Source organism: Pseudomonas sp. EB271-G4-1, assembly GCF_058791355.1.
This window is the reverse complement of record NZ_JBYTEO010000025.1, coordinates 28952-54999: the sequence shown is the minus strand read 5'-3', so window position 1 is coordinate 54999 and position 26048 is coordinate 28952. Positions and strand designations below refer to the sequence as shown.

The following is a 26048-nucleotide window of genomic DNA, read 5'->3' as shown; positions in this document are numbered from 1 at the left end:
GATCCAGCCCTTCTGACAATACCCCGCACGGAGCTTTTGGCGACGATGAAAACACTTGCGCTTAAAAAATGGCTACTGGGGATGGTCACTGGTATGGGCTTGACGGCAGCTTTTGCGAGCTACGCCGCGGACCCGCTGAAAGTGGGTTTCGTGTACACCGGCCCCGTTGGGGATCACGGTTGGACCTATCAGCATGAGCAGGCGAGGTTGCTACTCGAACAAACACTGGGAAACAAGATCCAGACAACGTTTGTGGAAAACGTCGCCGATGGAGCCGACTCAGAACGAGTCATCCGCAACATGGCGAAGAGTGGCTACGACCTGATATTCGGTACGTCCTTTGGGTACATGAATCCTATGGCGAGCGTTGCCAAGCAATTTCCAAAGGTTACGTTTGAGCATGCCACGGGATACAAGCGCGGCAAGAATCTCGGTACCTACCTCTCGACTTCGTATGAGGGACGCTACGTCGCAGGCTATCTTGCCGCGAAGATGACCAAGACGAAGACGATTGGTTATGTCGCATCGTTTCCAATCCCCGAAGTCCTACGTGATATAAACGCAGTTCAACTGGCCCTTAACAAGTACAACCCAGGGGCGCAGGTTAAGGTCATCTGGTTGAACGCATGGTTCGATCCTGGTAAGGAAGCAGATGCCACCAATGCACTGATCGATCAAGGCGCCGACGTGATCTTCCAGCACACCGCGAGCCCAGCACCGATTCAGACAGCAGAGCGAAGAGGTGTGTTTGCCGTGGGTTATGCCTCAGACATGGCCAAGTTTGGCCCGCATTCTGTGTTGACGTCGATTGTGTATGACTGGGCGCCATTCTATATACGTACCACCCAGTCGGTACTTGATGGCACCTGGAAGGAAGCGGACTACTGGGGCGGCCTCTCTGACGACGCACTGCATATGCCGGTCAGCGATCTGGTCCCTGCAGCCTACAAGGCTGAAGCTCAGGCAATTATCGCATCCATCAAGACTGGAGCCTTCCACCCCTTCAATGGACCACTGCTGGACCAGACGGGCCAAGTTCGAATTGCTGAAGGGGTAAAAGCCAGCAATGCCGATCTCGCCAGCATGAATTTTTACGTCCAAGGTATCACTGCAGATTTGCCGAATTAATCAAGGGTGAGGAGCGCAATGCACGTCTACCGTTAGCATCGTGAAACCATGAAAAAGCCTCGTGCAGCTATAGTTGCACGAGGCTTTTTCATGAGAGACCGCTGACAGCTGCCTAATTGTAGTAAGCGTCCAGCGAAAGTCACCTCATCACTTTGCGTCCTCTGGGTGGCTCGCACACATCCGCTTGCGCTGCATACGGCGCAAGCGTGGGACGCTATGATCCGGTACCTGGCTGCCTGAGAGAATTGCATCTTTTCGGTGTGCCAGGACGCCTTTCCTTTTGAAGATAACTGAGGCTAATACAGGCTCGGCACATGGCTACCCTGAAGTATCCGGATAGATCCACCTCCAAACGCCGTTCCAGGAGGTGACTAACCCGGACTCTTAGAAGGCCAGTTTATCGGAAAAAATAACGTATTGAGCGTTAGCTACATTCACCTAAAAGGTTCCTGAAATTTTGCATGCCGCCCCAATCAGCAACAAAATACCGCCAAAAAAAACCCGCCGAAGCGGGTCGTTTTTCTCATCAAAGCCAGCCCAACATCCTGTCGGCAGCATCCAAGCTCTGGTGGTCATCCGTAACCTTCCGAAGCGCTCCCTGCGCTGCGGTTGATGGCTTTAGATTGCTACTTCGCTATCACGGCGTATAGGGCAGATTTACCCGAGCGCGTGTAAGCTTTTTGCCATAGCTGGCATTCTCGAGGCGCTACTGGTATGCGAATAGGTGGTCGAGTCCAAGCAATTACCTGTGTAGCGCCAAATTGCGCAGGCAGAATCGGCCACTTCCGGATCAGCCGAGTAACATTTCCCCGCCCCCTAGCGAAGTCTTGACGATTCCCGCAATCACCCGCTCCCCAGTCTCCTGCGCAAGTTCCTGATACCAAGCTTGTGTCTGCGCCGGACTACCCCCGTGGGTCACCTCTGACCGACTACGGGCACGCAGCATGATCTGCGCGGTGCGATCGACACGAGCGTTGTTGTAAAGGTCGAGCGCGGCTGCGACATCGGTGCCTCTTAGCTCCAGGCACTTGGCAAGTACCCAGGCATCCTCCATAGCTTGACAGCCGCCTTGGCCGAGGTCAGGCGCCATGGGGTGCGCCGCATCGCCAAGCAGAACTACCCTGCCTTTGACGAAGCTGGTGATTGGCGCTATATCGTGGATTTCTACGCGGCTGATGATAGCTGTATCCAAACGCTCAATGAGGGCTTGTACCGGAGGAGCCCAGCCTTCGAAATGGCTGTGCAGCTCTTCGCGGTAGCTGTCGCGCACATTGGCGGTTCCCGCGGGAAGTGGTACATCGAAGAAAAAGTAAAACTGGCCGTTGCCCATAGGCATCAGAGATACGCGTTTGTGATCACCGACGAACTGGGTCCACTCGGTAGCGAAAGCCAGATCGTCGCTAGCGTCCACGCGACCATTCCAGTTGACGTAGCCGCAGTAGTCACGCGCTACTTCGCAGCCGGCCACATAGTTGCGCAGCCGCGAGTGGGTGCCGTCAGCAGCCACCACAAGGTCGGCCTGGATGCGCTGGCCATCGGAGAGCGTTACTAGCACTCCGTTCTCGTGAGACTCGACGCTATCGCAGCTCACGCCAAGGGTGACGTTATCAGCGCCGCAGGCATTCAGCAGAACTTTTTGCAAGGCCGTACGGGCGATGGGGCAAGCGCGCTGCTCTACGGACTCGTATAGCGGTCCGAGGCCGAAGCGAGTTAGCAGGGTACCTGTATGGGTGATGTAACTCATAGTATCCATAGTGCCGCTAACGCTCTTGATCTCATCCCCCAGACCAAGCTTTTCTAGGACTTTTACGCCGTTGGGCCAGACCGAGATCGCTGCGCCTGCAGGTGTCAGCTCTGCAACCCTGTCGAACAGGCGTACGCGATGCCCATGACGTTGCAGGGCGATACCGGCTGTGAGGCCACCGATGCCTGCACCGATGATGACGATATCTAAGTATCTTGAGTTAGAAACAGTAAGAGTCATTGCGAACGTACCAAAGATGGAGAGATGAAGAGATCGCTTAGGCAGGATGCCCCAGGGTATACGCCTGTGTATGAATTGAGAGACCCTTCACCAGACTGGTTAGTGGTTCGCCCCTTAAAATGTGTGGGAGGAAGCCACGCATGCTCCCCACGGCTGTCATGTTGTTAAACCAGTTGCGTTCTTAGCTCAGGAAAAACTGGCTCAGTCCTTGGCTACGCAGCCCTTTGCGGTAAGCGATAGAACTCATGTCCGCCGGAATGTGTACTTCCAGGGAGGGATCGAGTGGCAGCCGCTCCGGTTTTTGAGCTTCGACGATCAGGCGATCCTCTTCAAATACCTGGAAGTTGAAACTATGAACGTCCTCTACAGAAATATGCTTGTCAAAATTACGCGCGATCGGGGCAAACATTCGCGTGTATTTAGCAGACACGGGGGAAGCGGCGTTCATGATGACCAGCCGACCGTCGTTCGGAAAGTGCACTGTCAGGGTAGCCGTGAACGGCAGATGTACCTCGAAATGTCTCAACCAGGTGAAGTCAGCAGGGACGTCAGCCTCTACACCGATCGGGTAGTTTGCGACCGAGCTGAGATAGCGAACTTCAAAACCATGGGGTGTTTCTTCGGGGCGATAGGCAGGTACCTCAACGTTGTTCGGATTGCCAAAAGTGTCCGTATGAACGAAGCCAAAATGAGCCACATCGAGGAAGCCTTCAAGCTGACGCCCCGCAAATGCCTTAACGTCGAAAGCCGGGCAAACAATCTGCTGAAATCCAACATCTTCCCAATGAGGCATTTTCGGTATATCGACTTGGCCGTTCTGCGGATCGAGGCACGTCCATATCAACCCATAACGCTCAACCGCAGGATACGTATAAAGCTGCATACGGCTTGGGATTGATCCATTGGGGCTTGCCGGAACTTTGTTGCACTTGCCTCCGTGACCGAAGCGCAAGCCGTGGTACGGGCAAACTACGCCTTGGCCGTCGCTTTTCCCCATACTCAGCGGAACGCCACGATGCGGGCATACGTCTCGCGCCACGACCAGCTCCTCGCCTATCCGGTAAATCACTAGCGGCTCGTCGAGAAGCATCGCTTTGATCGGCTCCTCGCCCACGGTGATCGACTCAGCAATTGGGTACCAGTGTGAGGCGAGAATGCGCCAGTCACTTTCAACAAAGGTGCAATTGAGTGGAAGAGTACGGTCTTTGATCATGGGAAGTGAGCCTCGTAAGCTGCCATCACAGTCTGAAAGTGCGCTCTAAGGCGCTTCGATATGGACTTTAAGAGCATGGCGTGATGAACTCAAACATCGATTTCTCATCATCGCGTTGCAAAAAATACAACACATGTTCCCATTCTCACGATTCACCCGATACTTTCTCGAGGTCACTCAACACCGCAGCATTCGCCGAGCGGCTGAGGTTCTGCACGTTTCTGCCTCGGCTATAGATCGGCAGATTCTCAAGGTCGAGGAAGAGCTTGGGGTACCTTTATTTGAACGTCTCCCAAGCGGTTTGAGGCTTACGTCCGCGGGCGAGCTGGTATTGGCTAATGCCCGCCAGTGGCAGAAAGATTACGCTCGCACTCGTGAGCAGATTGACGAGATGCAAGGCCTGCGCCGCGGTCATATCGACATTGGATTGATCGATGCGCTCAGCGAAGGAATGGTGGCTGAAGCCGTATCGGCGCTGATGCAGCAGTATCCGGGCCTTACATTCGGGATGAAGGTTGCAGACAGCCAGAAAGTCGCAAGAATGATCGCCTCCGCGGAGGTCGACTTTGGCTTCGTATTAGATGCTATACCGGGCGCTGAGCTATTGGTGACTGCTAGCACGGTGATCAAGATGGGAGTGGCCATGCCTACTACTCATACCTTGGCAGGTAGGAAGAGCCTACGGCTGAGCGACACGCAAGATGAAACAGTGATCTTCCCAGCAGCTCCTCTGGTCGTACAAAAGCACATACATGCGCTTCACGATCATCTGAGGCTTGATGTTCGGCAGCGCGTAGCGTGCAACGATCTGCGCATGATGCGATCGTTAATCCGCGCCGGGGTGGGTGTCGGGATTCTGTCCTGGTTGGATGTCGCAAGCGAAGTAGAAGCGCAAACCATTGCCTTCGTCCCTCTTGACGGCATCCACGTCAGCCATCCAGTTCTTTCCATTTGCGTAGCTCCGCATCGCCAACTATCTCGTGCGGCGCTTCTGGCGTTATCGGATCTACAGAAACGTATGGCCGACCTGATGCGATCTCAATAGCTGCAGCCATTAGCCAGTTACCGCGGCTTTCGGGCTCGGTGCGACAGGCATTTTTAGATATGTTCGCACACCAGAAATCACATTGTTGATTGGAGACTACGGCTCTTCATAGCCCGGCCCATAAAGAATGACCGCTTCTGGCCGTTTTCTGCCCGTCGCCACCAGCAGCTTCGGGTCGTTCTCTGCCGGTCATGACCACGCAGCGTGATGGTCAAATCCGATGTAAATGATTGGTCAGGTCGAATCCAAATGGGTGGACAAGTCTGTGCAATTGCCCCGCACGTAAGGGGCGCTAGCCACATCACATCAATTTAACGCCGCACGAAGCTCATCAAGCCCAAATATCGCACCCGGTGGGAATAGGCCCACCCGCTCAATTGCAGCGCGAGCTTGAGCGACTTCTGGAGTGAAGATTACAACCGCCAAATCCTTCACTGCACGAGAACAGCAAACATAGAAGAGCCTTCGCGTGCGGTCCAAGACTGAATCAATTCCGGCTTCGATATTCTCCTCGTCCTTTTCAGATAGGGGAACGAATTCGAAGTATTTTCCATATGAGAAATGGCTATGCGAGCCCTCCTCCTCATCCAAGATCACAAGGACACGCTCGAACTGCGCCCCCTTCACACCTTGCTGCGTCGCGAAGGGAGACTCCTCCTCGATATATTTTCGATACGCCCAAAGTTCGGTTGCTCCACATTCTAAGAAAGCAACCAAATTTTTGAATCCGCTGCTACCGTCATCGACTGGCTCTGGCTCAAGAAACGGATTGAAGCGCTCATCCAGCAAGAGCATTTCGTTCCCTCTAACGTGGGTCAGGATTTCCTTGATTGTCGTGTTCGATTCTTCCCCAAGCATATCGACTAGGATATTCACACCGTTTTGAAGTGCTTGAAGAATTGTAGGGGCATCCTGGTTACGAATGCGTTCGGGTTGCAGCAATGGGCACTCTGCCTTCAGGTAATCCATAATCGTAAATTGATCACCTGCCCGTGCCGCAAGGACTATTGGCAGTATGGTCTTTAGCAGCATTCGGAGAGGCCACGCACTGCCGTCCTCAAGGCCACTTTTCAGACTATCGGGCGCCTGATCGTGCAGCGCAGCATAGAGGTTGGGGAACCCTAAGCGTGCAGCAGCCATTCGATGGACTAGTACTAGCAAACGGACATCTGCGTCAGTATTGTCACTCAACCATAATGGATCGTCGGTAGCCTGTCGCAACCACCGTCGGATAGCGTCGAGGCGCTCAGTCCGGTGCTCATCTGCTGGAAGCACGAAAATCTGGGCCGACCCGACGACAGGCTGAAATATTCCATCCACTTCGATAGTCCGACCGCGAGTTTGCTCAAGGCCATCACCGGTTGCGCGAATCGCATTCACAACATCAAGAACCGAGGTTGGGCATCGAAAGTTCTCAGGTTTGGTGATCTCGCGCCAGCTATGTTCCAGTACTATCGGTCCTGCGCCAGTCATGTAGATTTTCTGCATTGGATCGCCAAAAAAACCAACACAGATATTTGGTTGCTCGACAGCGATACGCCTTAATGCCTCAACCACAATCGGGTTGGTATCTTGACTCTCATCTACGAAAATATAAGGAAAGCGGTTAGCGATGAGCTGGCGCAAGAGCGGATGAGCTTCGATGCAGGCAGGAGCCAACTTCAAAATATCGTCGTGCCCCAATATGCCGGCAACGTAGTCACTTCCCATTCCGTAGGTAAACTGTGGCACCCGGTCCAAACAAGCCATCTCAACTTCTAGCTCAGCAATCTCCAGAATAAGGCGGTCCTTGGTTCTTTGTTGTGTTCTGGGCTTATCGTGGTGTTCTTGTTTTACCGAGATTTTTTCGCGAATTCGATCAGCAACCCAATGCCGAATATCGACCTGAAACTGACTAATTACTGACCACAAAAAGCTATGGATAGTCGAAACGTGGAACAGTGGCGCATTTCCCACATCTCCCCAGATCTCACGCACTGCGACTTCGGTGTAGGTAACGCACGCAATTTTCTGACCCGCTCGACGTAAAGCTGATCCACGGGTGACAGCAAGATGTTGGAGCGCTTTGATTAGTGACGTGGTTTTACCAGCACCAGCGCCGGCGACCATGACGAAGGACCTCGCTGGCTGTTCATCTAGGCATTCACGGAGCTCAATGTCAGCCTGTGTGTCAGGCTTTCCTACACGGCTAGTCATGCTGCACCCTCTTCCGCAGCATCTCTTTCAACCTCATTCTGAGCGTCCTCTGCTTGGGGGGCTATTTCACTTTCAAGCCAAGCGAGCCCCTCAGCAATATAGGTCGGGACCTGCCAGGTGTTAGGGTCCTGAGCCAACAGTCCGAGTGCGAAGTCGGTCTTGTTGAAACTGTCACCCTTTACGCGCTTATGTATACGTTCGACCAAAGAGTTCAAGTCTTTATCGGCTGCACGCGGAATCCTCAGCTTCAATTCGTTTCGGGCCTTATCCTGGCACCAAACAAGGTTTTCCAGAGCAAACGCCTCTTCAAGCGTCCTTCCGGCTAACGCCTTAGTCTCAACTCCCCATGTGACATTGATAGGGGATTGGTAGGCCACACGAACCAATGAAGTGCTCTCGTCTACTCGCTCCTGAGTCTTGTCTTCTGGGCTAGCTGCAAAAAGCTCAGCAATAGTTCCGCATTTTGGTAGCCACTGAATCAACGTCTGATTTGAAGTCACCGCATCGGGATGCCCCGCGATACAAGCTTTGCCGGGTTTAGGAGCCGCGCCCTCAATTTGATCGTCATCCTCAAGGTCTTCTACCTGATTATCTTCCGCGTCCTGATCGCCTCCATCATTGGCAGCCTCGAGTACTGCAACGTGCTCTGGAACAACCTCCTCAGCCTCAACTGCCGCAGGACCAACAACACTATCAAGATCAGTAATGATCAGTGCAGTAAGCCCTAGAAAGTCGATCAACGATTTGAACCGGTAGCCAAATGCGCCGCCAATTTCGAGAATGGTGAGGTAGGCTGACTGAAGCCGAGGTGCGGCGGTCTCAATCATCTGCGGGAGAAGCAAGCGTTCGACATTGCCCTCGACCAGCACTGCGGCATCGGCAAAGAACAGATCGCAATGAGTCAACTTGAGGTAGCGCTCCAGAAAATTCCGAACCCCGTCATCGGTCTGCTCGTAAAAAACCGACAGGTTCAGTACTTCCGAGCGATCCCCAGCTTGGCCCCTACGCCTGAAATACCTTATCGGTCGAAAGCCGCGCTCGTACAAAATGTGAGCCGAATGGGTAGTTAGCACGACTTGGCTGTTGCAGTGAGAAGCGTCCTCTGCACTGAGTTTTAGGATATCCAGAACCTTGCGGATAAACGCCTGTTGTAGCTGTGCATGAAGGTGAGCCTCCGGCTCCTCAATGAAAACTAAATGCAATGGCGGCCGATTTTCCTCAATTGCCAACCATTGCGCATGAAGATCCAACAACTCAACGACCATGAAAATAAGGTTCTTGAAACCTAGGCCGTTGTAGCGATCTGGAAGCGTAGGTGGCTCAATACCGTTCTCCAAAGCTCCTAGGGCGTAGTGAACCCGAGCACCATCGCGGCTATTCATGATTACGGAGGGATCGAGCGCGGATTTAATAATTAGCCGCGGGTTGCTCAGGCCCGGGTAGCCCAGCTTCGATAGGCTTTCTAACGTCGGCTCGAAAACCCGCTGAAGGTGCTCATTAAGCATAATCTCGGAGTTTGCGAGTGCTCTGAGCGCATCGACATCATCCGCCTTCTGCTCAAGATTCCGACTATAGAAGCGGCTGAGAACCCGTGAGAGGTCCTCTGCCCGCGCCCCTCCTGGACTGTCCGAAAGATGGCGTTGCGCGTGGAGGAAGTCCACTTGGATAAGTGAGCTCAATATTTCACGACCGCTCCGACCCTTTCCAGGTATTAGCGCAACGGGTTCATAGCCTGGCTCAGCGGCCATATGTGCATCAAAACGTGCCGGATCAAGCACGAAGTAGCGCAACTCATACTCGTCATTAAGCTTATCGCGAAGATAGTCTTGCAAATCCTTGGGAAAAGGATCGAAGGGAGCCTCTACACGCTGCTCTTTGGCGACAGCTGCCAAAGCGCGTTCTCTGATCTCTCGGTACTTGGTTTGCGTTACCTCTGGATTGATCGGAACAAAGGCTACACGCAAGCCGACAAGAGAACCCTGCCATGCCAAGCTGGGAAGCAGGTCGATGACGCGGTGAACATCAGCCGCACCGATCTCAAACCAGATATCAATCGACATTGTAGGCAGGGTCGCATTCGCACGTCCCTCGCCGAACGCAACAAAATGCGGCCAAAGATCGGAACTGAAATCGTGGAGCGAAAACTTGCCCTTACCCGTAAAAAGCTGGAGAGCGTGACCGGCCGAAGTCTTGCCGCTATTGTTTGCTCCAACAAAAATCGAAATATCGGATGCGAGATCGATAACAACGTCGTGTAACCGACGAAAATTTTTGATGCACAGCTTCTTCAAGTACATTGGTCGCCCCCTGCAACTGTTGACGGCTCGGTTTGGAGCCCTGATCCTTCAAATCGCCTTTGCTTGCGACTGAGCCAAATTATCTGATTAGGCACGAGAACGGAATAACAGTTGTCTCAATGGCTGTCCCCGAAGCATGCAGCCTGAAAGCTGAGAACCGCAGCTATAAAAAACACGCGATATCAGGATGGGGGGACAATTGGGGGGACAGAATAATTAGCTGCGCTAAAACCCAATAAAACCTAGGAAAATATCTAAAATAACGCCGCCCACAAGCCGGCTTTTTAATGCCCGTAATAATGTCATCCGCCCCTTTCTCTCACGGATAACTAAACGATTTCACCAACGTCAGCTCCCCCACCGCCCGCATCGGCACCAGAAACGTCTCCATCTTCTCACTCGGCGTCCCCTCCTCCGTAATCACCGTCACCTGCGCCGTCGTCAACGGCTGAACCGCATCCTCCTGCCCTTCTTCATCGCTGCGGTACCCACCGCCAAAGTAATTCACATACACCAGATACTGCCCCTTGATCGGCGCCGGCATGGCGAAGATTTCCGGGCCGTAGCCGGTGGTGACGTCGACATCGAGTGCGGCGCCGTTGGCCACGGCGCGGTCGCCGTACCAGATGTGGGCGCCGTCGGGGGTGATCAGGTGCAGGTCAAGGTCGGTGCCGTCGCTGTCCCAGGCCAGCAGCACGCGTAGTTTGGCTGGAGTTGCTCCACCACTGGCGTTGAGGAATTGCACGCGGCGGTGTTGCTGGCCGTCGGGGCTGCGGACTTCGACGCTGTTACTGCCACTGGGGAATGAGAACGGTCGATCGAAGCCTCCCGCGGTATCGATTTTCAGCGGCATGCTGACGCCGTTGACGATTAGTCGGCCGGGTTCGCCGTTCTTCGGCGCGGCTTTGATCTGCCCTTTGATGCGCGCGGTGTTTGCCTGTCCCGCCGGGGTGTTCACCGATGAGGCCGGGTAGTTGACGATCTGCCGAAAATTTTCGCCTTCCCCTTCGGCGGCGCCGGTTCGCCAGCCGCCAGAGGGGGTGTCGAGTTTGACGCTGTCGGCGGCGGTTGCCGGGGATAACAGGGCGAGCGCGCAGAGCAGCAGCAAGACCTGTGGATAACGATCTGTCATGGCCTATTCCAGCAAGAGGTGGCGGGCGAGCCCTTCGATGTAGGTTTCATCCTGGCCGTTGGGGTGCGCTTCGAAGGCCAGGTGCAGGTATTCGTGGGTCAGGTCGAGGCGGTCCTGCAGCGAAAGCACGCCGCGCGCGTAGATGCGCTGGCGTTCACGGTCGACGAAAGGACGGCCGAAGGCCAGGCGACATACGGCGAAGGTGCTGACTTCGTTGTAGCCGGCTTCGCTTTCAAGACGGGGGCGCCAGCCGCGGCGTTGCTTTTGCAGCCAGTCTTGCGCGGCGGGCAGCGCCTCGCAGGAAGCAACAGGATTATCCCAGCGGCTGAGGCTGGCGCGCGGGTATGCGTGGAGCAGGATGGCGTCGTAGCGCTGGCCGGCGTTGGCTTGGTCCACGGCAAGTTGCCAGGACAATCTGTCGAGGCCTGGCTGATTGGAGTGGTAGGTCACGGTGCTCCCGGTGAGCACCAGGTCGCTGGTCCAGGCGGCGATGCTGCGTACCTGCGCCGTGGCTGGGCGTGGGGCGACGCGCTGGTGCTGACTGCTGTCGTCGATGCTCAGGCAATCACCGCGGCGCGTGGCGTTTTGCAGCAGGTAGGTGCGGATGGCCACGGCCAGGGCCTTGGCGGCCTCAACGGGTTCGGCACTGGCTTCACGCTGCAGGACTCGGGCGACGTACTCTTCGCGATCGAGGCGGGCGACCAGTTTTGGTGAAGGGCTGTCGTTGAGTAAAAACAGGTCGCCGTCACTGTGGATATCCAGTTGGTTGCCGTTGACGAACTCGACCCGGTAATCGCCCCGCAACAGGCCGGACGACATGACACGGTCACCTGACATGACCCGCTGCAGTGGATAGCGGGAGAAAAGATCGACTTCGACACACTTCCCCGCCTCCACCGGCCAGGACGTGGGCAGCACCACGGACAACGCCTGGGCGTAATCGCGCAGAACCCGCTGGCTGGTTCCGCGTCCTCCCGCCCAGATCGGCGTGCCATCCGTCGTCCAACCGGCGAATCCACCCTGACGCGACGCTGTATCCCGATCCCCGAGCCAGCTCCAAGTCTTCACCCGCAAGCGGCTGCCGAGTTCGCCCACGACGTTGCCATCCGCCGCGTTCAATAGCACATCCAGCAATACGCGACGCGCCTGGTCCTGCGCCGGCATCAGCGCCAACATGCGCAACAATTCCACCACCGAAACCCGGGTGGCTGGTTGTAATGACGGCAAATCCAGCAGCCACTGCGGTGACTGTCGTACCTGCCAATACGCCCGCCAACCAGAAACATCGATACCCAATCGCGCCGGCTCGAAATACAGCCCGCAGGATTTCACCAACGCCTGATCCCGATCGATCTTGCCACCGGCGGTACAACAATAGACTTCTTCCTTCGACTGCCCGCGACACTCGTACGCCGGCTCACGCGCGCCGGTGTCCACCAGCCAGGCGTACACAAACAACTTCCAGACACTGCCCAGGGGCGCCTGCAAACTGTCGGGCAAAGGTTCGCGCGACAGCACCTGCGTTCGGCTCAACGTCAGCAACTGATCCTTGAAAGCCAGGCGCAAGGGATCTTCCTGCGCACTGACCAGCGCGGGAATCAGACACAGCAGCAACCAGACCCAAGGCCGATACATATCAGTGAACCGTCAGCTGACCGAGCGCCGGTTTCTGCTCCTGAGCCTGATGCTGTGGCGCGTACACCTGGGTAAAACGCGCCGGCGGCAGGCTGAACTGGCCTTTCTGCGAGAAGCGCACCAGGTGACGCAAACGCAGTTCGCCGCTCAAGGCATCCACCGGCACTGCATAGGCCATTTGTCCGGGCTCGAAACGGGCCTTCTCCAGCGCAGAAGGTTCGGTCCCGGCCTTGCCCATGAGCTTGATGCCCCAGGTCGTGCGTTCGACATCCGCGCCCGGTGGCAGCGGCACTTCGAGCAGGCCGTAACGCAAGGGTCTGGCGGCTTTGCTGGTCAGGATCACTTCGTCCAGATACAGGTTGTCGCTGGACAAGGGAGCACTGCCGACAGGCTGCAGCTTGAAGGTGAAGGCTTCATCGCCCGGCACCAGTCGCGACAGGCGACGGGTGATGGTCACAGGCAGCGGATCGACCGCTGACTGTTTGCTCTGGAAGCTCAACGCGGCGTTCAGTGGACGCTCCTGAGCACCGCTCAGCGACAAGACGCCGGGGACCTGTGCGCCTTGCCATGTCCAATAGATTTCACCGGTTGCGCCCTGCTCCTGATTCCAGCCGTCACCCGGTTTCAAGGTCACAGCCGGCGCCGCCTGTTCGATGTTGCGTTGTAACCAGGTCAGTGCCAGCGCACGTTCCAGCGTGGATTGCTGTGGCAGTAACCGAAGCAACAACGCTTGTGCATGCGCCTGATCGAACGGCTGCAGCGATGCACTCAGCGCCTCGGCAAAAGGCTCGGAGCTGGTGGCCAGTCGCTGCTGTGCGTCAGCCAATTGCCGCTTGAATGCGGCGGGCAGAGCGACCTTCGATTGCCCCGCCAGCGAGGCGGTCAATGCGCGCGCAGCAGCCAGGCCCAGCGCCGAATCCGGATCAGTCATGACCAGGCTATCGCCAGCCACGTCCATGACGTTTGCGGCACTGCCCTCACCGGCGCGCATCAGGTCCTCCATCAATCCGCTGAGCAAAGTCTCGACCGGCAATTGCATCTGTCTGGCGAACGACAGGATCAGCGCCCGTTGCAACAGCGGCGTATTCTTCGCCTGTTTCGCGTACACCTCCAACACTCGCTGCCAGTGCTCTGGGGGTAAGTTCAGCTCCATTACCCGGCTGGCGTGCCAGTCGGCGTAATAGGCGTAGGCGGTAAGAAACGCATCCGGTTCGCCGTCCAGGCCCCACCAGGTGAAGCTCGCCGAAGGGCCGGCCATTTGCACCAGGCGCAGGCGGCTGTTCTGCATGATCAGGCGCAAGCGATCGCGGACCTGCGGGTTCGACGATAAGGCTGGATAGGCGATGCTCAACGGCAGCAATTGACTGGTGGTCTGTTCGACGCCGCCGTACGGATAGCTCAGCAGATCATCGAGGGCAGCACGGAACAGTGCTTGCGGGCTGTCATCCAGACGCAAGCGGATATCCGATGCATCCGCAGGCAGGCTCAACGGTGTATCTGCGCTGACCACGTCCAGGCGTTGGCTTTGCGTGACTTGCCAGCCTTCGCCGGTTGCGCTCAGGTGCACGGTCAAGGCATCGACGGTTTTACCGTCCTGCACTAGTTCCGCGCTCCATTCGCCATTGACCAGCCCGAATGCCGGCAGCGGTATGTAGTTGATGCCGCTGTCGAGCGTGACGGGAACCCGCTGTTCGCTGCCCGCGTAATGAATCACCAGCTCGGCCTTGACCTGGTTTTGCGCCTGGCTGAAAGCAAACACACCAAGATCCGGTTTGTCGCCGGCGCGGAATCGAGTCGGCCCGCTCCACTTCAGGTACAGCGGTTTCTCCGAGCGCACGAACTGCTTCTTCTGCCCGACCTGGCCGCCATCGGCGATGGCCCGGGCGGTGATGCGCCAGCGGGTCAACGAGTCCGGCATCTTGAAAGTGAAGCGGGTCTTGCCACTGGCATCGGTCACAAGCTCCGGTTGCCAGGCCGCGGTGTCGACGTCTTCGCGACGCGGGCGCTCCAGCACCTTGACGCCCCGCTCACTGCGGTTGGCCTTGCCCGGCGCGCCAGGGCTGCCAGGCAGCGCGACGTCGTAACTGATGAACGACAGACTGGCGCTGGTGCGCACGTTGTTGCGGCGCGGATGGTAGAAGAACTGGTCGATGGACGGCGCGATTTCCGGCTGCAAGGCATAGACCATCTCGTCGACCACACTGACCGTCAGATGCGCCGGGATCGGCTTGCCGGCGAACTGCGTGCTCAGGTCGACCGACACGGTTTCACCGGGTCGGTAGGTCTCTTTGTCAGTGGCGATGGCCACTTCGATCTGCGGCGTGATCACCTTGATACCGGTGTTCTGGAAGCTGTACTGGCCGCCCTTGGTGTACAGCACCGAGAACGTCAGGTTCGGCGCGAAGCTGTCCTGCACCGCAATGCGTGCGCGGTATTGAGTGTCGCTGAGTTTTTCCAGCTTCAGCCAGTCGCCGCCCTTGGACAGCAGCGCCGTGGCCTCGACCTTGTCGCGCTCCAGGGACAGCAGCGCATCGCTGATCGGCTCGGGAAAAGTGATCAGCGCCAGCGCTTCATCGCCAGCCTTGTACTCGGGTTTGTCGAGGACGATTTCCACGGTTCCCGGTACCGCCTTGACGCCCTCGCCGGTGACAGAATGGCCGGTGGCACCGAGGGTGCGACCATGGTCATCCTTGAGCGAGAGGTTGTAAGTACCGGGACGCTCGAAGGCCAGGCTGAAGCCCTTGTCGGTTGCCGCGAGCTTGCCCTCGCCGGTGCTTTGATCCTCCAGGCGTACCCAGCCGTAGCTGGCAGGCGTGACCGCTGCGCTCTGCTCGCTTTGATTGACGTAGCTGAACGCAACCTTGTCGCCCACCGCACTGAAGCGCCGCGGCGCACTCAGGCGAAAATTCGCCGCGCCGCGGTCAATGAGGATTTCCTTGGTGGTCTTGACCCGATACGCCGCGCCATCGCTGGCGAACACGGTGAGCATGTAGCGACTCGGTTTCTCGGCGGCTGGCAAATCGACAACGGCATTACCCTTGGCGTCGGTGGTCGATTCGGTGCTGGTCAGTTCCACCGGGAATTGCCCCAGGTATTGCAGCTCGTTGTCGACCATCGACAATTGCTGGGCACGCAGGCTCAGGCTCAACTTGGCGTTGGCCACCGGCTTGCCGTCCGGATAGAGCAGCACCAGGTTGCCCTTGATCGGTTCGCCGGTGCGGTAATCCTGCTTGGCCAGGTTCAGGGAAATTTCGAAGTGCGGCTTGATGTATTCAGCGACGCGAAAGGCACTGCTGTAGGCCTGATCCTTATAGTTGAAACGCAACTCGTACCCACCGGCCACAGCATTGTCGGGCAACTGGAAACGGCCTTGGGTACCGGCCTTGGAGTCGAGCTTCAAGGCCAGGGATTGCAGCGCCGTCCCGGTCGCATCCAATACGGTCACGTTAACGTCGGCTGCGACGGGCTGCACCGAATCCCGGGCGTTCTTGAACTCGCGCCCGACGATTTTCAGCGACACCCAATCCCCCGGTCGGTACAGCGGGCGGTCAGTGAAAGCAAAGAGTTTGGTGTCGTAGATTTCGCTGTCGTAGTAGAAGTTCTCCGAGACGAAAACGCCGCCCTCTTCATCCTCGCCAATCACGAATGAGCGCTCGGGACTGACGTGTTTCAGGCGCAGCAAACCATCGGCATCGGTTGCACCGCTGCTCATCACACCCAGGCCATCGGTCCACAGCACGTTGACCTTGGGCACCGAACTGCCTTCGTGTTTACGCGCAGCCCACACCAGCAGTTCATCCCCGGCAATCTTGCTGACCGCCACGGTGTTAGAGACGAAGACCATGGTGGTCGCGCGGTACTTGCCGATCAGCGCTTCCACCAGATACAGGCCTGGTTTCAAGTTGCCCAACGGGATGTAGACGTTGCCCGGCGCCACACTGACGAACTCACTGGAAGACCCGGCGAGGTTCACGCCTTCAGGCGGCTGGATCGGTTTGGCTTGCCACAGCGGGTAGCGGAATTGGCTGACCACCGGCAGGCCCGGAATCAGGGCGAATTGTGGCTGCGCGTCGTAGGGCGTTGGCGCGGCCATGGCGTTGCCCATCTTCAATTCCGGCACTTCTTCGGTGACTTGTTTACGCGACTCGTAGGAAAACGCCCGTTGCATGACCCGACGAGATTTGCGGTACCAGGTGTCCCACAAGTAGGCGAGCGTATTCGACAGGCCTTCGCCCTTGAACTGGCCGTCACTGACGACCCGGTGCAGGTTCTTCTGGCGCTTGAGAAAGTCCAGCGGCTTGTCGATGCGGTACACCCGAATGTCGGCACCGCCATAGGGTTCCATGCGCAAGCGACGGTAGTCGCGACCCGGCGCTTCAAGGCGGACCATCGCCTGTTCGTCGCTGGCAAAACTGCTGTCGGCCAGCAGGAAAAAACTTTCACCGGCCACCGGTGTATAGCCGCTGGGTTCGACAGCGTCTTGGGCGTTGACCGTCGAAAATGGAAGCACCAACGCCAACAGCAGAGGCAGAGGCAGAAAACGCAGCATGCGGGCACCCATCATTGGGAGAGAAAATTCAGTCGATAGACGCCGATGAAGTTGGGGTTGGCTGCATCGGGTATCCATCGGGTGTCCTTCCATGTCATGAGTTGTTGCAGGCTTGCCGAACGCATGCCGTTGTCGGTGGGAGTAGTGGTGCCGGTGTGATAGGCGATGTAGCGGCCCATCCAGATCATCAGGTGCTGGTCGTCGCCCTGGTCGAAAAACATCAGGTCGCCGGGACGCGCCTGTGCGATATCGCGGCCAACCAGCTGGCTGTTGAACTGGATCAGCTTGATCGCATTGACGTAGGGCCCGACCTTGCCACCACCTTGCTGCCATTGCTGGGCCAGCCCGCGCTGACCCGCACTCAACTCCAGTTCCGGCGGCAGGTAGCGGTTGGACAGGCCATTGCTGCGCAGCCATTTGTCGTCATGGACTTTCAGCGCTTCGTTGGCGGCAAAACGCACCAGGCCCGCGCAGTCCTGCTGATACCAGCGCGGGCTCGGCCCCCGACTCAGTTGCTCCTGCGCGATGCGGACGAACCAGGCGCGGAACACCTGGGATTGCTGCGGATCAAGCGCCGGTGTTTCGATCGCTCGGGCGCCCGCGCTCAACAGCAAAGCGAGCACGCCGAGGCTGCGGATCAGTACGTTCACAGGGCTTTCCATTGCAGCGGCAGCCATTGCCAGTGGCCATCGGGTTCGGTGCCCTCGGGCAGGGTCAGGGCGTACTTGCCGTATCCGCCGAGCTTGCGCAATTTGGGGATCAGGTAGGTTTGCGCCGCGTTGTAGAACACCGGTTCCATGTCTTGCGGCAGGCTGTCGAGGGTTTCGCGCTGCATCAACTGCGCCATGGCGTCCGGGCCGAAGTACACCGGCATCAGCAGGTCCTTGGGCACCACGTCGGCCATCGGCGGGAAGCGTTTGTCGAGGGTGCCAAGGGCCTTGTCCAGCAGTTTGTCATCGAGGGAAAACAACAGCGTCGACCCGTGGCGCGCCAGGCTGACGTTCATGAAAGCCTGGCCGGTGATCGCATCGGGATTCGCGGCATCCTTGGCCGCATACGGACCGAAACGGGAGCTGACCTGACGCTGCCACTGGCGGTTGTCACCTTGCTGTTTCTCAATCACCGGGAACACATGCTCATCGACCTTGCCTTCATAAGCGCCGACCATCGAGCCGAACAGCCTGCCCAGTTCGCCATCGAGGCTGGCGCTGTCTTCATCCTTTAGGCTGGCGACCAGCAGTGGTGTGTACAGCCGCGAATCGGCGTACCAGCACAGGCCCGCCGCACCGGCCATGTGCTCGGTCAACGCCTGGGCCGCAGTCTCGTCAGCACCGAGTTTGAGCAGCAGCGGCTTCTGTTGCTCGGCAGCCAGCGGCACGGCCACGCAAGCGCTGGCGCCCATCGGCATGGCTTGCCAGATCGGCTTGAAATCAAAGTCCGGCTGATCGTCCAGTTCATCCATGGCCAGGAAGCTGTGCCAGCCCTTGTCATCCATGTCGAAGCGCAACCCGGCGAAATTCGGGATGAAGCGCTGATACCCCATGACGAGCACGCTGGCATTCACCGACAGTCGCTGCTTCACTTCCGGCGCGCGGGGTTGCAAGCCAAACGCTTCGGGGAACAGTTTGTCGCCGTTGAGCAGTGCGGCGATGGCTTGGTTCGAGACACTGCCCGACTCCTGCGTCGCTCCACTTTGCGGATCGTAGAGTTTGGTTGGATTCGACAGCACCACCAGTTTGTCGCCATGGGAGGCAAACAGCAGCGCCTTGCTGGCGTTGTAGCTGAGCTGATAAAGCGCCACGTCGTCGTTGCCGACTTTCACGTCTGCGAGTTTGCTCAACTGCGAATCATCCAGCGCCACTTTGGCCAGCGGCTCCAGCACCTTGGCCAGGCCACCGCGATCCATCACCAGCAGGAAATCCTTGAGCCTGCCATCCGCCCCGCGCCACAACGCAACGTCCGCCGGTTGATCGAACAGCTGCTCGATCAGCGTGTCCTGCAACTTCAGCTCATGCTCGTAGATGATCCGCCGCAAGCTGCCGATCAGCCCGAGGCGATCGGCGTGGGTTTCGTAATAGAAGACGAAATCTTCGGTCAGGGTTTCCTTTAGGAACGGTACCGCCAGCAGGTCCCTGGGCAACTGGCTCAAGGAGTGGGTCTCGAGCAAGCCATCGGGGCGACTCATGCCGAGTTTTTCCGCCGCCAGTTGCGGGGCCGGGGCTTTGCTTTTCAGCATCAGCCAGCCCATGCCAGCAGCCACGCCCACGACCAGACACAGCCCGATCACAATGGCCCGGACATTTTTTCCTGCCCAATAGCGGGACGGCTTGGGGCCAGGTGTTACAGCGGCCGGGGAATCAGTGTCATCGCTCATTTCACAAAACCCGAATTCATCCGTGGAGCGGGATGCTTAATAGTTGAAAGTCTTGACCAGCAGCAGGTCACCGATTGCGCGCAGGGGCACGATGAAGGTTTCGCGTTTTTCGTCGACGGTGTTTTCGTTGAGCACCAGGTTGATTTGCGACGTAATGACCTCGTTCTGATTGCTGGTCTCATCGAAGTTATAGCCGCCGCTACCGAAGTTGCCCCAATAGTTGACGTAAACCAGATAGGTGCCATGCAGCGACGCGGTCATGGTGAACATTTCCGGGCCGGGGCCGTCGACGCCGTCCGGGTCGAGGCCACCACCATTGCTCATCGCCGGCCGTGCCCAGAACGCGTGCTGGCCGTCGGGGGTGACGATGTGCAGGTCAAGTTCGGCTTTTGGATCGTCCCACCCCAGCACCACGCGAATCCGTGCGGGCGTGCGTAAATTGTTGGCTTCATAGAATTGCACGCGTTTGAGCGACTGGCCTTCGGCGCTGCGCACTTCGACGCTGTTGGAGCCGGCTCCGAATGCATAGGGCCGGGCAAACCGGCCCTGATCGTCGGTGTACAGGTTCAACGGATTACCGTTGACTGCGATCGTGTGGGGTCCGCGCTGGGTACCGATGGCCTTGAGCTGGCCCTGGATCATCGTGCGATTGCGCTGCACACCACGGTCGATGGGTGGCGTGGGATAGGCGACTTGCGGGCTTTCCGTACGGTCCAGCAAACCGTTGAAGCGCCAGCCGCCCACCGGCTCCGACAGCTCGGCACTGGGCGCGGCCAGGGCGGGCGCACAGGCCCAGCCGATCAGCAGCAAAAGAAATGAGCGCATGTGATGCCTCCTGCCATGCATGACGAAACCTTGCGCCTGATCCTCGGCGCGTTACAGATGTGGGTACTGCGTTTCGTCTGAAAGACCCATGAATAGCGGGTCGTCGATGGCGGGAAGGTTAGACGTGCGGGTGTTTTTTAACAATCGGATGCGTCCGGATTTGCGGGGAGAGTCACGATGAGCCGATTACCGTTCCTATTCGGCTCACAAAATGAGCCGAATCGCCACTCACTTTGTGGCGAGGGGATTTATCCCCGTTCGGCTGCAAAGCAGTCGTAAATCCGGACAACGCATACAGTCGGAACAGACGTCAGGGGCCGCTTCGCAGCCCAACGGGGATAAATCCCCTCGCCACAGGACTGGTTCCTCTCAGGAAACGGTGGCTGAAACACCCCGCTCATTTGCCCATAAACCCCCTATCTGCTAGTGTCGCGCCGGTTTAACGTCAACCGGAAATCGCCGCCATGGCCCGCAAAAAAGCTGCACTGGATTTCGAACAGTCCCTCGCTGACCTGCAAACGCTGGTAGAGCGTCTGGAGAATGGCGAATTATCGCTGGAAGACTCGCTGGCCGCTTTCGAGCAAGGCATCGGCCTGACCCGCGATTGCCAGGCGGCGCTGGCCCAGGCCGAGCAAAAGGTTCAAGTGTTGCTCGAGCGTGATGGCGAGTTGGCCGAGGAACCCTTCGACGCGGATCAACCAGAATGATTGCAGCGTATTCAGCGACCAGCCAGGCCCGCGTCAACGCCGCCATGGAAACCCTGTTCATCGCGCCAGGCCCTGAGCTGGTGCGCTTGTACGACGCCATGCGCTACAGCGTGATGAACGGCGGCAAACGGGTGCGCCCATTGCTGGCCTACGCTGCATGCGAAGCACTGGGCGGCAAGGCGGAGCAGGCCAACGGCGCGGCCTGCGCGGTGGAGCTTATCCATGCCTATTCGCTGGTGCACGACGATTTGCCGGCCATGGATGATGACGATCTGCGTCGCGGCCAGCCGACTACGCACAAGAAATTCGATGAAGCCTGCGCGATCCTCGCTGGCGATGGCTTGCAGAGCCTGGCGTTCAGCGCCCTGCTCGACCCGCGCCTGAGCAACGTCGACGCCGAGATCCGTCTTGAAATGGTCAGCACACTGGCATTGGCGGCAGGTCCGGCGGGCATGGTCGGCGGCCAGGCCATCGACCTTGGCTCGGTAGGCCTGAAGCTCGATCAACAGGCGCTCGAATACATGCACCGGCACAAGACCGGCGCGCTGATCGAAGCCAGCGTCAAGCTCGGCGCCCTGGCCAGTGGTCGCGCCGAGAAGGACGAACTCAAGTCCCTGCAGACTTATGCACAGGCCATCGGCCTGGCATTCCAGGTTCAGGACGACATTCTCGACGTCGAAAGCGATACCGAAACCCTGGGTAAACGCCAAGGCGCCGACATTGCCCGCGACAAGCCGACCTACCCGGCACTGCTGGGCCTGGACGCCGCCAAGGCCTATGCCCTGGAACTGCGCGATCAGGCGCTGCATGCGCTGCGACCGTTTGACGCGGCTGCCGAGCCCCTGCGTGAACTGGCCCGCTACATCGTCGAGCGACGCAACTGACGGCGAATCCGCCAAAAAAGACCAACGCGTGGGCAGGGGCCGATGCATCAGGTAAACTGCCGCATCTTTTATACCTATAACGATTCGCCTGATGCCCACGACGTTTCATGAGATTCCCCGCAAGCGCCCGACCACGCCCCTGCTCGACCGCGCGAACACGCCGGACGGCCTGCGCCGGTTAGGCGAAGCCGAGCTGGAAACCCTGGCCGATGAGTTGCGCCTGGAATTGCTCTACACGGTCGGTCAGACCGGTGGGCATTTCGGTGCAGGTCTGGGCGTCATCGAGCTGACCATCGCGTTGCATTACGTCTTCGACACCCCGGACGACCGGCTGGTGTGGGACGTGGGTCATCAGGCTTATCCGCACAAGATCCTCACCGGTCGTCGCGAGCGCATGGCCACCCTGCGCCAGAAGGACGGCGTTGCCGCCTTCCCGCGTCGATCCGAGAGCGAGTACGACACCTTTGGCGTCGGCCATTCCAGCACGTCGATCAGCGCAGCCCTGGGCATGGCGATTGCCGCCCGTCTGCAAAACAGTGATCGCAAGGCGATTGCCGTGATCGGCGACGGCGCACTGACGGCCGGCATGGCGTTCGAAGCGCTGAACCACGCGCCGGAAGTGGACGCCAACATGCTGGTGATCCTCAACGACAATGACATGTCGATCTCGCGCAACGTCGGCGGTTTGTCGAACTACCTGGCGAAGATCCTTTCCAGCCGTACCTACGCGAGCATGCGCGAGGGCAGCAAAAAAGTCCTGTCGCGCCTGCCCGGCGCCTGGGAAATCGCCCGTCGCACCGAAGAATACGCAAAAGGCATGCTGGTGCCCGGCACGCTGTTCGAAGAGCTGGGCTGGAACTACATCGGCCCGATCGATGGCCACGACCTGCCAACCCTGATCGCTACCCTGCGCAACATGCGTGATCTCAAGGGCCCGCAGTTCCTGCACATCGTCACCAAGAAAGGCAAAGGCTTCGCCCCGGCTGAGGTCGACCCGATCGGTTACCACGCCATCACCAAGCTCGAACCTGTCGATGCGCCGGCCAACCCTCCGAAGAAAGCCAGCGGGCCGAAGTACTCCGGTGTGTTCGGTGAGTGGCTGTGCGACATGGCGGCTGCCGACCCGCGCCTGGTCGGGATCACCCCGGCGATGAAGGAAGGCTCGGACCTGGTGGCCTTCAGCGAGCGCTTCCCGCTGCGCTACTTCGACGTGGCGATTGCCGAGCAACACGCCGTGACCTTTGCGGCCGGCATGGCCTGCGAAGGCGCGAAGCCGGTGGTGGCGATCTATTCGACCTTCCTGCAACGCGGCTACGACCAGTTGGTGCATGACGTCGCGGTGCAAAACCTCGACGTGCTGTTCGCCATCGATCGAGCCGGCCTGGTGGGCGAAGACGGTCCGACCCACGCGGGCAGCTTCGACCTGTCGTTCCTGCGCTGCATCCCCGGCATGCTGGTGATGACCCCGAGCGACGAAAACGAACTGCGCAAGATGCTCTCGACCGGTCATCTGTATAACGGCCCGGCCGCCGTGCGTTACCCGCGCGGCAACGGCCCGAATGCGACCATCGAGAAAGACCTCGAGCCGATCGAAATCGGCAAGGGCGTGGTTCGCCGCCAGGGTAGCAACGTCGCTTTGCTGGTGTTCGGCGTGCAACTGGCCGAGGCGCTGAAAGTCGCCGAGACGCTGGACGCGACCGTGGTCGACATGCGCTTCGTCAAACCGCTGGATGAAGAGCTGGTTCGCGAAATCGCTGGCAGCCACGAGCTGCTGGTGACCGTCGAAGAAAACGCCATCATGGGTGGTGCCGGCGGTGCGGTCAGCGAATTTCTCGCTCGCGAGAATATCCTCAAGTCGATGCTGCACCTGGGCTTGCCGGACATTTATGTCGAACACGCCAAGCCGGCGCAAATGCTGGCTGAGTGTGGACTGGATGAAGCCGGGATCGAGGCTTCGATCCGCGAGCGTCTGCAACTGCTAAACCGCTAAACCGCTAAACCGCTATACACACTCCCCCCTGTGGGAGCGGGCTTGCCCGCGAAGAGGCCGACACATCCAACATCAATGTTGAATGTGCCGACGCCTTCGCGGGCAAGCCCGCTCCCACAGTGGTTTGTGGCGCTATCAAAATTGTGTACACCTCAAGCACCAACGGACTGTCGATGAAACTCTCCCCCCTCGCCCTGACGCTGACCCTGCTGCCAGCCGGCCCAGTGCTGGCTGACACCTTCGAACGCGACCAGGCCCTGAAGCTGCCCGACGTACTGATCAGCGCCAACCGCCAGGTCGAGGCGCGCAACGACAGCAGCGCCGCCAACACGGTCTTCACCCGCGAAGACATCGACCGGTTGCAACCCAACAGCGTCACTGACCTGCTGCGCCGTGTACCGGGGGTGCAAGTGGCACAAACCGGCGGGCGCGGCAGCCTGCCGGGAATTTACATTCGCGGCACGCAGTCGGCCCAGAGCCTGGTGCTGGTGGACGGCCAGCGGATCGGCAACTCGTCCTCCGGCGACAGCAACCTGCAACACATCAACATCGACCAGGTCGAGCGCGTGGAAGTGCTGCGCGGCTCCCGTTCGGTGATCTACGGCAGCGATGCGATTGGCGGGGTGATCCAGATCTTCACTCGGCGTGGCAGCGACCCCGGCCTGCAACCCAGGCTGCATATGGGGTTTGGCAGCAACCAGACCTGGGAGCGTAGCCTCGGCTTGTCTGGGGGCGATGAGCAGACCCGCTTCAACCTCGGCGCCAGCCTGGATGAAACCGCCGGGATCGATCGCACCCATGAGTCGTATCCCAGCGACAGTGATCACGACGCCTACCGCAACAAATCCCTGAGCCTGAGCGTGAGTCACGCCCTCAGCGACGACGTCGAGATCGGCGCCAACCTGCTGGATAACCGTGGTAAAAGCGAATTCGACAATCCGTTCGGTCGCTTCGACCTGAACACGTTCGAGTCAATCCAGCAGCAGCCCTACAACGAATTCGACGTGAGCAGTGTCAGCAGCTACATCGACGCACAGGTCAACGACCTGTGGAAAACCCGCGTCGAGTTCGGCCACAGCGAAAACCGCGAGAAGACGTTCGACAAGCTCAGCGATGAGCGCAGCGTGTTCAATACCTATCGAGACTCGGTGAACTGGCAGAACGACCTGACACTCAACCAGCGCAACAGCCTGATCCTCGGCGGCGACTGGTACGAAGACCGCGTCAACAGCAGCACGCCGTTCGACGAGGACAGTCGCTGGAACCGCGCGGCATTTATCCAGCATCGTTATCAGGCTGACAGCTTCTCTACCGAACTGGGCCTGCGCCGCGACCAGAACCAACAGTTCGGCGGCCAGAACAGCTGGAGCGGCACCTTCACCCTGCCGCTAAACCCCGACAACGACGTGCTGCTGACCTACAGCGAAGGTTTCCGTGCGCCGACCTTCAACGACCTGTACTACCCCGACTTCAGCAACCCGGACCTTAAACCCGAGACCTCGAAAAGCTATGAACTGCAATGGCGCAGCCAATTGACCGAGAGCAGTCGCCTGGAGGCCTCGCTGTACCGTACGGACCTCGAAGACGCGATCATCTTCGGCAGCAACTCACGGCCAGAGAACGTGGCGTCGGCACGCATCAACGGCTTTGAAGCGACATTAAGACAGGAACTGTTCGGCTGGCAGAGCAACCTCGGCGTGGCGATTATCGACCCGCGTGACCGCGATACGGGGCATACCCTGGCCCGTCGCGCACGTCGCACATTGAGCTGGGATCTGGATCGACAGTTCGACCGCCTGGGCCTGGGCGCCAGTTGGCAAGCTGTTAGCAGCAGCTATGACGACCTGAACAATCAACAGCCATTGGGTGGTTATGGGTTGCTGGGGTTGCGCAGCAGTTGGGCACTCAATCGAGAGATCAGCCTGGAGCTTAAGGTCGACAACCTGCTGGACAAGGGTTACAGCCGGGCACTGTACAGCCATGAAGGCAGCCAGTACGGATATCGCGAGGAAGGTCGGGCGTGGGTGTTTGGGGTGACCTGGACGCCTGAGCTCTGATGGTCTCTGGGCTAGCCTCTTCGCGAGCAAGC

Annotated in this window: 16 protein-coding genes; 6 read left to right on the top strand and 10 right to left on the bottom strand. The window is 58.6% G+C overall.

The features are described 5' to 3' along the window. Window positions 1-45: 45 nt before the first annotated feature. Window positions 46-1128 (top strand): BMP family ABC transporter substrate-binding protein, encoded by a 1083-nt coding sequence (locus AC3WWR_RS14500; RefSeq protein WP_131672094.1) that lies wholly within the window; start codon window positions 46-48, stop codon window positions 1126-1128. Window positions 1129-1918: 790 nt separating this feature from the next. On the opposite strand, the gene hpxO is transcribed toward AC3WWR_RS14500, so the two are convergent. Both hpxO and AC3WWR_RS14490 read right to left on the bottom strand, forming a co-directional pair. Beyond that, the gene (gene hpxO / locus AC3WWR_RS14495; protein ID WP_131672095.1) at window positions 1919-3112 is read right to left on the bottom strand and encodes an FAD-dependent urate hydroxylase HpxO; all 1194 of its coding nucleotides are present in this window, start codon (window positions 3110-3112) and stop codon (window positions 1919-1921) included. 181 nt (window positions 3113-3293) lie between these two features. Then, a complete protein-coding gene (locus AC3WWR_RS14490) occupies window positions 3294-4325 on the bottom strand; it encodes a Rieske 2Fe-2S domain-containing protein (RefSeq protein ID WP_131672096.1) in 1032 nt (343 codons plus the stop codon). A 133-nt stretch (window positions 4326-4458) separates the two neighbouring features. Between AC3WWR_RS14490 and AC3WWR_RS14485 the strand changes: the two genes are divergently transcribed. Further along, window positions 4459-5370, top strand: a complete 912-nt coding sequence (locus tag AC3WWR_RS14485) for a LysR family transcriptional regulator (protein WP_131672097.1) — start codon at window positions 4459-4461, stop codon at window positions 5368-5370. 306 nt (window positions 5371-5676) lie between these two features. Here the strand turns inward: AC3WWR_RS14485 and AC3WWR_RS14480 are convergent, their stop codons facing one another. The 8 genes from AC3WWR_RS14480 to AC3WWR_RS14445 all read right to left on the bottom strand — a co-directional run bounded on the left by AC3WWR_RS14480 (window position 5677) and on the right by AC3WWR_RS14445 (window position 20378). Next, window positions 5677-7566, bottom strand: coding sequence for a UvrD-helicase domain-containing protein (locus AC3WWR_RS14480; RefSeq protein WP_131672098.1), 1890 nt, complete (start codon window positions 7564-7566; stop codon window positions 5677-5679). Then, the gene (locus tag AC3WWR_RS14475; RefSeq protein ID WP_131672099.1) at window positions 7563-9863 is read right to left on the bottom strand and encodes an ATP-dependent nuclease; all 2301 of its coding nucleotides are present in this window, start codon (window positions 9861-9863) and stop codon (window positions 7563-7565) included. Before AC3WWR_RS14475 ends, AC3WWR_RS14480 begins: the two co-directional genes overlap by 4 nt. 319 nt (window positions 9864-10182) lie before the next feature. Further along, window positions 10183-10995, bottom strand: coding sequence for a YfaP family protein (locus AC3WWR_RS14470; protein WP_492598816.1), 813 nt, complete (start codon window positions 10993-10995; stop codon window positions 10183-10185). A gap of 3 nt (window positions 10996-10998) precedes the next feature. Further along, entirely contained in the window at window positions 10999-12630 is a 1632-nt protein-coding gene (locus AC3WWR_RS14465; RefSeq protein ID WP_492598815.1) for a DUF2300 domain-containing protein, read from the bottom strand. A gap of 1 nt (window position 12631) precedes the next feature. Further along, window positions 12632-17194 (bottom strand): alpha-2-macroglobulin family protein, encoded by a 4563-nt coding sequence (locus AC3WWR_RS14460; protein ID WP_492598814.1) that lies wholly within the window; start codon window positions 17192-17194, stop codon window positions 12632-12634. Beyond that, window positions 17191-17841 carry a DUF1175 domain-containing protein gene (locus AC3WWR_RS14455; RefSeq protein WP_033045475.1) on the bottom strand — a complete coding sequence of 217 codons (651 nt, stop codon included), beginning with the start codon at window positions 17839-17841 and terminating at the stop codon, window positions 17191-17193. The genes AC3WWR_RS14460 and AC3WWR_RS14455 overlap by 4 nt, the downstream gene beginning before the upstream one ends. Then, on the bottom strand, window positions 17826-19553 hold the full coding sequence (locus tag AC3WWR_RS14450; RefSeq protein WP_492598813.1) for a DUF2138 domain-containing protein: 1728 nt from the start codon (window positions 19551-19553) through the stop codon (window positions 17826-17828). The genes AC3WWR_RS14455 and AC3WWR_RS14450 overlap by 16 nt, the downstream gene beginning before the upstream one ends. 36 nt (window positions 19554-19589) lie before the next feature. After that, window positions 19590-20378, bottom strand: coding sequence for a YfaP family protein (locus AC3WWR_RS14445; protein ID WP_033045477.1), 789 nt, complete (start codon window positions 20376-20378; stop codon window positions 19590-19592). A gap of 464 nt (window positions 20379-20842) precedes the next feature. Between AC3WWR_RS14445 and AC3WWR_RS14440 the strand changes: the two genes are divergently transcribed. The 4 genes from AC3WWR_RS14440 to AC3WWR_RS14425 all read left to right on the top strand — a co-directional run bounded on the left by AC3WWR_RS14440 (window position 20843) and on the right by AC3WWR_RS14425 (window position 26016). Beyond that, on the top strand, window positions 20843-21085 hold the full coding sequence (locus AC3WWR_RS14440) for an exodeoxyribonuclease VII small subunit (protein WP_007970180.1): 243 nt from the start codon (window positions 20843-20845) through the stop codon (window positions 21083-21085). Further along, window positions 21082-21969, top strand: a complete 888-nt coding sequence (gene ispA / locus AC3WWR_RS14435) for a (2E,6E)-farnesyl diphosphate synthase (protein WP_020796286.1) — start codon at window positions 21082-21084, stop codon at window positions 21967-21969. Before AC3WWR_RS14440 ends, ispA begins: the two co-directional genes overlap by 4 nt. Window positions 21970-22060: 91 nt before the next feature. Next, window positions 22061-23959 (top strand): 1-deoxy-D-xylulose-5-phosphate synthase, encoded by a 1899-nt coding sequence (gene dxs, locus AC3WWR_RS14430; protein ID WP_020796285.1) that lies wholly within the window; start codon window positions 22061-22063, stop codon window positions 23957-23959. 173 nt (window positions 23960-24132) lie between these two features. Further along, window positions 24133-26016, top strand: a complete 1884-nt coding sequence (locus AC3WWR_RS14425; protein ID WP_033044773.1) for a TonB-dependent receptor domain-containing protein — start codon at window positions 24133-24135, stop codon at window positions 26014-26016. Window positions 26017-26048: the final 32 nt, after the last annotated feature.

Excerpts from the sequence above, each read along its gene's own strand:
- AC3WWR_RS14500 (WP_131672094.1), top strand. The coding sequence starts at position 46 with ATGAAAACACTTGCGCTTAAAAAATGGCTACTGGGGATGGTCACTGGT.
- AC3WWR_RS14485 (WP_131672097.1), top strand. The coding sequence starts at position 4,459 with ATGTTCCCATTCTCACGATTCACCCGATACTTTCTCGAGGTCACTCAA.
- AC3WWR_RS14465 (WP_492598815.1), bottom strand. The coding sequence starts at position 12,630 with ATGTATCGGCCTTGGGTCTGGTTGCTGCTGTGTCTGATTCCCGCGCTG.
- AC3WWR_RS14450 (WP_492598813.1), bottom strand. The coding sequence starts at position 19,553 with ATGAGCGATGACACTGATTCCCCGGCCGCTGTAACACCTGGCCCCAAG.
- ispA (WP_020796286.1), top strand. The coding sequence starts at position 21,082 with ATGATTGCAGCGTATTCAGCGACCAGCCAGGCCCGCGTCAACGCCGCC.
- AC3WWR_RS14475 (WP_131672099.1), bottom strand. The coding sequence starts at position 9,863 with ATGTACTTGAAGAAGCTGTGCATCAAAAATTTTCGTCGGTTACACGAC.
- AC3WWR_RS14425 (WP_033044773.1), top strand. The coding sequence starts at position 24,133 with ATGAAACTCTCCCCCCTCGCCCTGACGCTGACCCTGCTGCCAGCCGGC.
- hpxO (WP_131672095.1), bottom strand. The coding sequence starts at position 3,112 with ATGACTCTTACTGTTTCTAACTCAAGATACTTAGATATCGTCATCATC.
- AC3WWR_RS14460 (WP_492598814.1), bottom strand. The coding sequence starts at position 17,194 with ATGATGGGTGCCCGCATGCTGCGTTTTCTGCCTCTGCCTCTGCTGTTG.
- AC3WWR_RS14470 (WP_492598816.1), bottom strand. The coding sequence starts at position 10,995 with ATGACAGATCGTTATCCACAGGTCTTGCTGCTGCTCTGCGCGCTCGCC.
- AC3WWR_RS14490 (WP_131672096.1), bottom strand. The coding sequence starts at position 4,325 with ATGATCAAAGACCGTACTCTTCCACTCAATTGCACCTTTGTTGAAAGT.
- AC3WWR_RS14445 (WP_033045477.1), bottom strand. The coding sequence starts at position 20,378 with ATGCGCTCATTTCTTTTGCTGCTGATCGGCTGGGCCTGTGCGCCCGCC.
- AC3WWR_RS14480 (WP_131672098.1), bottom strand. The coding sequence starts at position 7,566 with ATGACTAGCCGTGTAGGAAAGCCTGACACACAGGCTGACATTGAGCTC.
- AC3WWR_RS14440 (WP_007970180.1), top strand. The coding sequence starts at position 20,843 with ATGGCCCGCAAAAAAGCTGCACTGGATTTCGAACAGTCCCTCGCTGAC.
- AC3WWR_RS14455 (WP_033045475.1), bottom strand. The coding sequence starts at position 17,841 with ATGGAAAGCCCTGTGAACGTACTGATCCGCAGCCTCGGCGTGCTCGCT.
- dxs (WP_020796285.1), top strand. The coding sequence starts at position 22,061 with ATGCCCACGACGTTTCATGAGATTCCCCGCAAGCGCCCGACCACGCCC.